Origin of the sequence: Kitasatospora sp. NPDC127067 (assembly GCF_042724755.1) — a bacterium.
Lineage (GTDB): Bacteria > Actinomycetota > Actinomycetes > Streptomycetales > Streptomycetaceae > Kitasatospora > Kitasatospora lactacystinica.
This window is the reverse complement of sequence record NZ_JBHXEM010000076.1, coordinates 34,814-42,584: the sequence shown is the minus strand read 5'-3', so window position 1 is coordinate 42,584 and position 7,771 is coordinate 34,814. Positions and strand designations below refer to the sequence as shown.

Genomic DNA, 7,771 nt, shown 5'->3' with positions numbered 1-7,771 from the left:
GTCCGAGTGGGTCGAGCCGTAGCCGTTCATCCACGCCTTCCAGGAGCCGCCGTGGGCCGCCTGGGAGGAGCTGTTGTCCACCACGCCGCTGGACGTCGTCCACGGGGTGGCGGTGCCGGTCTCGAAGCCCGCGTTGCCCAGCAGCTGCGCCGGGGTGCAGCTGCCGCCACCGGTGGAGACCGCCCAGGTGAAGGAGGTGGAGGCCGACGTGCCCGCGGCGTCCGTGACGGTGACGGTCACGGTGGAGCTGCCCGCGGTGGAGACGGTGCCCGCGATGACGCCGGTGGAGGAGTTGATCGACAGCCCGGCGGGCAGGCCGGTCGCGGCGTAGGACAGCGGGGCGGTGCCACCGGAGGCGCCGATCTGGAGGTTCACCGCGCCGCCGACGACGGTGGACTGGTTGCCCGGGTTGGTCACCGAGACGGTGCCGCTGCCGGCCGGCTTGGTGAGCAGGCAGCCGGAGACGTTGAGGTCGATGGCCCGGCTGGAGTTCAGGCAGGTGGTGAACCAGTACGTCTCCTCGCCGTAGCTCTGGCCCTTGAAGGCCTTGGTGGTGCCGTCGGCGGCCACCTCGCACGGGTTGTTGAGGGTGCACATGGCGCCGTCGTCGTTGCCGGTGTTGTTGATGCCGATGATCCGCCCGCTGGCGGACTCGACGATCGGCGAGCCGGAGGTGCCGTGCGTGGTGTTGCAGCCGGAGCTGTAGCGCAGCGAGTCGTGCCAGGTCCACTCGTCCTCGCGCAGGGTCGGCACGAAGCCGTTGACGGAGCAGTTCCAGACCTGCTTCCAGTACGACGAGGGTATGTACATCGACGCGCCGTCGGTCGGGTGCGAGTCGCTGATGGTCAGCGCGGTGGCGCCGTACTTGGAGCTGATCGACCCGTAGGTGTCGGTGAGTTGGTAGAGCGCGACATCGGTGCCGGTCATCGTCGCGTAGAGCACCTTGTCGGCCTGGACGGTGCCCAGGCTGTTGCCCGCGCCGTTCAGCAGGGTGCCGCTGCGGCTGGCGGTGGCGTTCTGGATCACCTGGCCGGCCGAGGGCATGGTCGGCAGGCAGTGCCCGTTGGTGAGCATCAGCGCGCGGTCGCCGGCCACCGAGGTGGGGTAACGGACCAGCGAGGCCGAGCAGTTGCTCAGGGCGATGGTGGACGTCAGGTCGGCCGCCTGGACGGCCTGCGCGGGGGCGGCGGCGAAGGCCAGCCCGCCCGCGACGACGGCACTGGTACCGGCCACCGCAACAAATCTCTTGAACATGGCTCTCCTTGTGGGGGATCGCGGGGTGTACGACTGGTCGCCGACGCCCGCGCCGCACGAAAGTGCCATGGCCACTTCAAGAGGTCAAGGATTGTGACCGAACTCGCCACTGCCCGGCACGGGTCGTGCCATCCGAAGGCAACGACCCGTCCCGGTATGCCCGTTACGGGCGGAGGCTACGGCTGCGGGGCGGTGGCCGCGGTCAGCCAGGCGGCATTGCCGGTGCCCTCGCCGCCCTCCGCGCGGAGCTTGAAGGTCCAGGTCGTCCCGGACGGCTCGAACTCGTGCTTGTCACCGACCTTGACGAACCGGCAGTCCTGGGTGAACTGCTTCACGTCGGCGTCCCAGTCCACTCCGGTGGTGTAGTGGAAGGCGTACGAGCCCGACTTGATGCCGTCGATGGTGGCCTTCTGCCCCTTGACCACGTACATCGAGGCCACGGCCCGGCCGTCCTGGACGACCGAGACGACGGCGTCCACGTCCCCGTTGTTGGTGACGGTCAGCTCCCCCTTGCCGCGGTTCCCGCCGTCGCGGACCGGGGAACCGTTCTCCTGGGCCCGCGGCTGCGGCTGCGGCTTGGGCAGTTGCGGGACGGTGAGGGCGGCCGGCTGGCCGGCCGTCGCGAGCTTGGCGAGCGCGGCGGGGACCGCCACCAGTCCATGGCCGCCGCCGAGCTGCGCCTGGATGACGCCGACGGTGCAGTACTTCTTGAGGTTGAGGTCGGTGCGGATCGTCAGCGCCTCGGAGGAGAGCGTGTTCAGGCCGGTCACCAGTTCGGTGCGCGCCGCGTCGACCCCGTCCGGTGCGCCGGCGGCCTTCAGGCTCCGGACCGCGCGGTCGGCATTGGACTCCACGATGGCGAGCGCGGTCTCGACCTCCTTCATGGTCGTCGCCGCGGCCACCTTCGACAGCCCGGTGCCGACCGGCTCCAGGGACTGCGCGAGCGTCGTCCCGAACGGCGTCGCCGAGGCGCTCGGCACGACCGTCGCCGAGGCGCTCGGCGCCGCCGTCCCACCCCCGCCGGAGCAGGCCGCGAGCAGCAGCACCCCGCCGACCGCCAGACCCGCCCCACCCGAAGACCCCGCGAACCGCATCGACTTCACGACCCCACCCCGCTGTCATCCGCCGCGCACTCCCCGTACGCGTCGGGGCGACATGCTGCCGAGCACGAACCACCCGGGTCAACCCGATAAGGACGATCATCGGAAGGGGCCGCCCCGGAGCCTCCACGGAGGTCAACTACGATCGGGCTCGTGCTCAGTCTCACCGGACTCCCGCTCCAGATCATCGCCTCCCTCCTCGCGATCGCCGTCTTCGCCGCCACCATGTGGCTCTGGCCGCGGTTCGGCGGGAAGGGCTGGAAGGCGTGGCTGGGCCGGATCGGCGCGTTCCTCGCCACCCAGGTGTCGGTCCTGGCCGCGATGGGCCTGATCGCCAACAGCTACTTCGGCTTCTACAGCTCCTGGACCGACCTGCTCGGCACCAGCGGCGGGCTCGGCACGGTGGTCGACCACCAGCCCAACGCCTCCGGGGTGGCCGTCACCGGCGAGCAGAAGTTCTACTCCGCCCAGGGCTCGGACCCGGAGCGCTCCGGCCTGATCCAGAAGGTCGACGTCAAAGGAGCCGGCAGCGGTCTGACCACCGAGGCGTACGTCTACCTGCCGCCGCAGTACTTCCAGCCGGACTACGCCAAGCAGCGCTTCCCGATGGCCCTGGTGCTGACCGGCTACCCGGGCACCCCGGAGAAGCTGATCTCGCTGATGCAGTACCCGGCGTCCACGCTGAACGCGATCGAGCAGAAGAAGCTGCCGCCGACCGTCCTGGTGATGACCCGCCCCACCCTGGTCGGCGACCGCGACACCGAGTGCGTGGACGTGCCGAACGGCCCCCAGGTGGAGACCTTCTTCACCACCGACCTGCCCAAGGCCCTCGCCACCACGTACCGGATCGGCACCGACCCGGCCAACCGGGCGGTGATCGGCAACTCCACCGGCGGCTACTGCGCGCTCAAGTTCGCGCTGCGCAAGCCCGACTCCTACCGCGCGGCGGTCGCCCTCTCCGGCTACTACAGCGCCGCCCACGACGCGACCACCGGTGACCTCTTCGGCGGCAACGACCGGCTGAAGCAGGAGAACGACCTGCTGTGGCGGCTGAAGAACCAGCCGCCGGCCCCGGTCTCGCTGCTGCTGACCACCGCGAAGGACGAGAACAACCGCGACGAGACCGAGGCCATGGTCGCCGCCTTCAAGGCCCCGACCAAGATGTCCACCATCACCCTGGACACCGCCGGCCACAACTTCCACACCTGGACCCGGGAGATCCCCCCGGCCCTGGAGTGGCTGGGCGAGCACCTCACCATGCCGCCATCCGCCTGACGTTCCGGATCACACGCGCCTCACAGCCCCGTCTCACGGTTCTCTCAGCCGCGCCACCCACCGTATGGCGCATGACCACGAGCAGCTACTCCCCTCCGGCCGGCGAACCGTGGCCCGAGGCCGCGAACCACCCGCCGCCGGAGGTGCCGCCCGGCCCGGTCCGGCCGGACCCGGCGCCGCTCTTCCCCGAGCAGCCCCTGCCGCCCACCGGCCCCAAGGGTCCGGCATCCTGGTCCGACCGGCTGCGCACCCTCCCGGCCCGCGCCTGGCGCGGGCGCGCGGACGACCCGCGCTGGGTGCGCCCGGCCCTGCTGGCGCTGCTGGCCGCGACCACCGTCCTCTACCTGTGGGGCCTGAGCGCCTCCGGCTGGGCCAACTCCTTCTACTCGGCCGCCGTGCAGGCCGGCTCCCAGAGCTGGAAGGCCTTCTTCTTCGGCTCCTCGGACGCGGCGAACTTCATCACCGTCGACAAGCCCCCGGCCTCGCTGTGGCCGATGGCCCTGTCGGCGCGGATCTTCGGCCTCTCCTCGTGGTCGGTGCTGGCCCCGCAGGCGCTGATGGGAGCGGCCACCGTCGGCGTGCTGTACGCGACGGTGCGCCGCCGCTTCTCCCCGCTCGGCGGCCTGCTGGCGGGCGCCGCGCTGGCGCTCACCCCGGTCGCGGCGCTGATGTTCCGCTTCAACAACCCGGACGCGCTGCTGGTGCTGCTGCTGACGCTGGCCGCGTACGGGCTGGTGCGCGCGGTCGAGGCGGCGGGCACCCGGTGGCTGGTGTTCACCGGGGTGGTGTTCGGCCTCGCCTTCCTCACCAAGACCCTGCAGGCCTTCCTCGTGCTGCCCGCGTTCGCGGTGATCTACCTGGTCGTCGCGCCCACCGGCCTGTGGCGGCGGGTGCGGCAGCTGCTGCTCTCGGGCGCGGCGATGGTCGTGGCCGGCGGCTGGTGGGTGGCGGTCGTCGAGCTGCTGCCCGCCTCCGCCCGCCCGTACGTCGGCGGTTCGCAGGACAACAGCTTCCTCTCGCTCACCTTCGGCTACAACGGCCTCGGCCGGATCAACGGCGACGAGACCGGCAGCGTGGGCGGCGGCGCGCGGATGCCGGCCGGGCTCGACCTGCCCGGCGGTGCGATGCGCGGCGGCGGCCACGGCTGGGGCCGGACCGGGCTGACCCGGATGTTCGGCACCGACATCGGCGGACAGATCGCCTGGCTGCTGCCGGCCGCGCTGATCCTGCTGGTGGCCGCCCTCTGGGCGACCCGCCGCTACGCCCGCACCGACACCGCCCGCGCGGCCTTCCTGGTCTGGGGCGGCTGGCTGCTCTCCACCGCGCTGATCTTCAGCTTCATGTCCGGGATCTTCCACCAGTACTACACGGTGGCGCTGGCCCCGGCCGTCGCGGCGCTGGTCGGCATGGGTGTGGACGGCCTGTGGCGGGCCCGGCACCGGCTGCCCTGGGCGCTGGTGCTGGCCGGGACGCTCGCGGTGACGGCGGTCTGGGCGTTCGTGCTGCTCGGCCGCAGCCCGGACTTCGTGCCGTGGCTGCGCTGGGCGGTGCTGGTCGGCGGGCTGCTCGCGGCGGCGGCGCTGGCCGCCGGTCCGCTGGTCGTCGGCTCGCCGACCGGGCGGTTCTCCGGCCGGACCGGCGCGCGGATCGCCTCGGTGGCGGGCCTGGTGGGCCTGGCGGCGGCGCTCGGCGGTCCGGCGGCGTACGCGGTGGACACCGTGAACACCCCGCACACCGGCTCGATCGTGACCGCCGGGCCGGGCGTGGACGGCGCGTTCGGACCGGGCGGCACGGGGCGCAAGGGCGGCCAGGGCTTCCCGGGCGGCGGCAACGGGCGCGGCTTCGGCCAGGGCGGTCAGCCGGGCTTCCCCGGCGGGCAGAACGGCCAGGGCTTCCCCGGCGGCCAGGGTTTCCCGGGCAGCGGCACGGGGGCGGGCACCGACCACGGCAACGGCCGCCACGAGCGCGGCACCGGCAGCGGCGCCGGTAGCGGCACTGGCAGTGGCAACGGCTTCCCCGGCGCGCAGGCCCCCGAGGGCACGGGCACCGACGGCCTCCCCGGCGGCGCCACGGCCGGCGGCCCGCCCCCCGGCGGCATGGGCGGCCTGCTCGACGGCCCCAAGGTGACCGACGAGGTCGCCGCCATGCTGAAGGAGAACGCCGACCACTACACCTGGGCGGCCGCCACGATCGGCTCGCAGACCGCCGCCGGCTACCAACTCGCCACCGGCGAACCGGTGATGGCCCTCGGCGGCTTCAACGGCACCGACCCCTCGCTGACCCTGGACGGGTTCCGGACGTACGTCCAGGAGGGCAAGGTGCACTGGTTCATCGGCGCCGGCGGCTCCCACCGCGGCTTCGGCGGCGCGGGCGGCGACGAGGGCGGGCAGCAGAACGAGTCCGCCCGGATCGCGTCCTGGGTGGCCGCCCACTTCACCGCGAAGACCATCGGCTCGACCACCTTCTACGACCTGACGGCCCCCACCTCCTGACGGTGGGCCCGCAACCCCGAAGGGGGCGTGCCGCGTTCGCGCGGCGCGCCCCCTTCCGTCGTCCCCGGCCGCCCGTCCTCAGTCGGTCGCGCAGTGGGTGTCCGCCTCCGGCAGCCGTCCGTCCACCAGGTAGGCGGCCACCGCGTCCCGGACGCAGCTGCTCCGGTAGTAGGCCATGTGCCCGTCGCCGTCCCGGGTGAGCAGCACGCCGTGCTCCAGCCCGCCGGCCAGCCGCTGCGCCCAGGCGTACGGGGTGACCGGGTCGCCGGTGGAGCCGATCACCAGGACCGGCGCGCTGCCCGGTGCCCGGACGGGCTGCGGCAGCTCGGGCGAGCGGTACGGCCAGGCCCGGCAGTCCGGGACGAGCAGGGTGCCCGTCGGGTCGTGCCCGGTGGTCAGCGGGGCGCGGGCGGCGAGTTCGGCGAGGGCCGGGCGCAGTTCCGCGTCGGTGGGCGGCGGCGGGCCGTCCGCGCAGGAGATGGCGGCGAAGGCGTCGGCCACGCTCTGGTAGCGGCCGTCCTCGCCGCGTCCGTAGACGCTGTCGGCGAGGGCGAGCAGGCTCTCGCCGTCGCCCCGGGTGACGGCCGGTTCGATGGCGTCGCGCAGCCCGGACCAGGACTGGTGGCCGTCGGCGAGCGCGTCCAGGACGGCGCCCCAGCCGAGCGCGGCGGTGAGCGTACGGCCGTCGGCGGTGCGCAGCGGGTGCTCGCGCAGGCCGTCGAGGAAGCGGGCGAGGCGCTGCGGGGCGGCGGCCGGGTCGGGGCCGAACGGGCAGGAGTCCCCGTCCTCGGTGGCGCAGTCGGCGGCGAAGGCCCGGAACCCGTCCTCGGCGGCGACGGCCTGTTCGATGCCGAGCCGGGCGGTGGGGACGCCGTGCTCGACGGCGCCGTCGAGGACGAGCCGGCCGGTGCGCTCGGGGAACTCCTCGGCGTAACGGGCGCCGAGGTGGGTGCCGTAGGAGAAGCCGAGGAAGTCCAGGCGGCGTTCGCCGAGGGCGCCGCGCAGCACGTCGAGGTCGCGGGCGGTGTCGCGGGTGCCGAGGTGCGGGAGCAGGTCGGCGTGCCGGGCCTCGCAGGCCTCGGCGAGCACCCGGCCGCGGCCGTAGTCCGGGTCGTCGGTGGCGTCCCACTCGTCGCGCGTGGAGTCGTCCAGGCACTGGACCGGGACGGTGTCGCCGGTGCCGCGCGGGTCGAAGCCGACCAGGTCGTAGCGGTCGTGCAGCGGCCCCTGATAGTTCTTCCAGCCCCAACGGACCATCTTGACACCGGAGTTGCCGGGCCCTCCGGGGTTGAGCAGCAGGGCCCCGAGCCGGTGCTCGCGGTCCGCGGCGGGCACCTCGGTGACAGCGACGTCGATGGTGCGGCCGCCCGGGTCGGCGTAGTCCAGCGGCACCTTGAGGGTGGCGCACCGCACGACGGCCGTGTCCGGGTCGGCGCCGTCGTCGCCGGGGCAGGGCTGCCAGTCGATGTGCTGGTCGTAGAGCGCGCGCAGGGCGGGTGTCGCGGTGGCGGCGACCCGCTCGTCCAGCGGAGGCCGGGCGACGCCGCCCGTGCAGCCGCTCGACAGCGCGAGGGCGAGGACGGCGGCGAGGGCGGGCACGGCGCGCCCGGACGAGCGGGGGAACCGGGAAGTGATCGGGGGCACCGCCCA

The 7,771-nt window shown here is 73.7% G+C and carries 5 protein-coding genes; 2 read left to right on the top strand and 3 right to left on the bottom strand.

From position 1 onward, the window contains the following. A partial coding sequence (locus ACFWJ4_RS26835; protein ID WP_380547919.1) for a putative Ig domain-containing protein occupies nt 1-1,254 on the bottom strand: 1,254 nt, incomplete at its 3' end. A gap of 176 nt (nt 1,255-1,430) precedes the next feature. Then, entirely contained in the window at nt 1,431-2,357 is a 927-nt protein-coding gene (locus ACFWJ4_RS26830) for a hypothetical protein (RefSeq protein WP_380547916.1), read from the bottom strand. Between the two features lie 150 nt (nt 2,358-2,507). Between ACFWJ4_RS26830 and ACFWJ4_RS26825 the strand changes: the two genes are divergently transcribed. Further along, nucleotides 2,508-3,629: an alpha/beta hydrolase gene (locus tag ACFWJ4_RS26825; RefSeq protein ID WP_380547913.1), complete on the top strand. Its 1,122-nt coding sequence runs from the start codon at nt 2,508-2,510 to the stop codon at nt 3,627-3,629. A 71-nt stretch (nt 3,630-3,700) separates the two neighbouring features. After that, nucleotides 3,701-6,121, top strand: a complete 2,421-nt coding sequence (locus ACFWJ4_RS26820; RefSeq protein WP_380547911.1) for a glycosyltransferase family 39 protein — start codon at nt 3,701-3,703, stop codon at nt 6,119-6,121. 78 nt (nt 6,122-6,199) lie between these two features. On the opposite strand, the gene ACFWJ4_RS26815 is transcribed toward ACFWJ4_RS26820, so the two are convergent. Then, on the bottom strand, nt 6,200-7,765 hold the full coding sequence (locus ACFWJ4_RS26815; protein WP_380547908.1) for an alpha/beta hydrolase: 1,566 nt from the start codon (nt 7,763-7,765) through the stop codon (nt 6,200-6,202). Between the last annotated feature and the right edge of the window lie 6 nt (nt 7,766-7,771).

Coding starts and splice junctions, on each gene's coding strand:
- ACFWJ4_RS26820 (WP_380547911.1), top strand. CDS start 3,701: ATGACCACGAGCAGCTACTCCCCTCCGGCCGGCGAACCGTGGCCCGAG.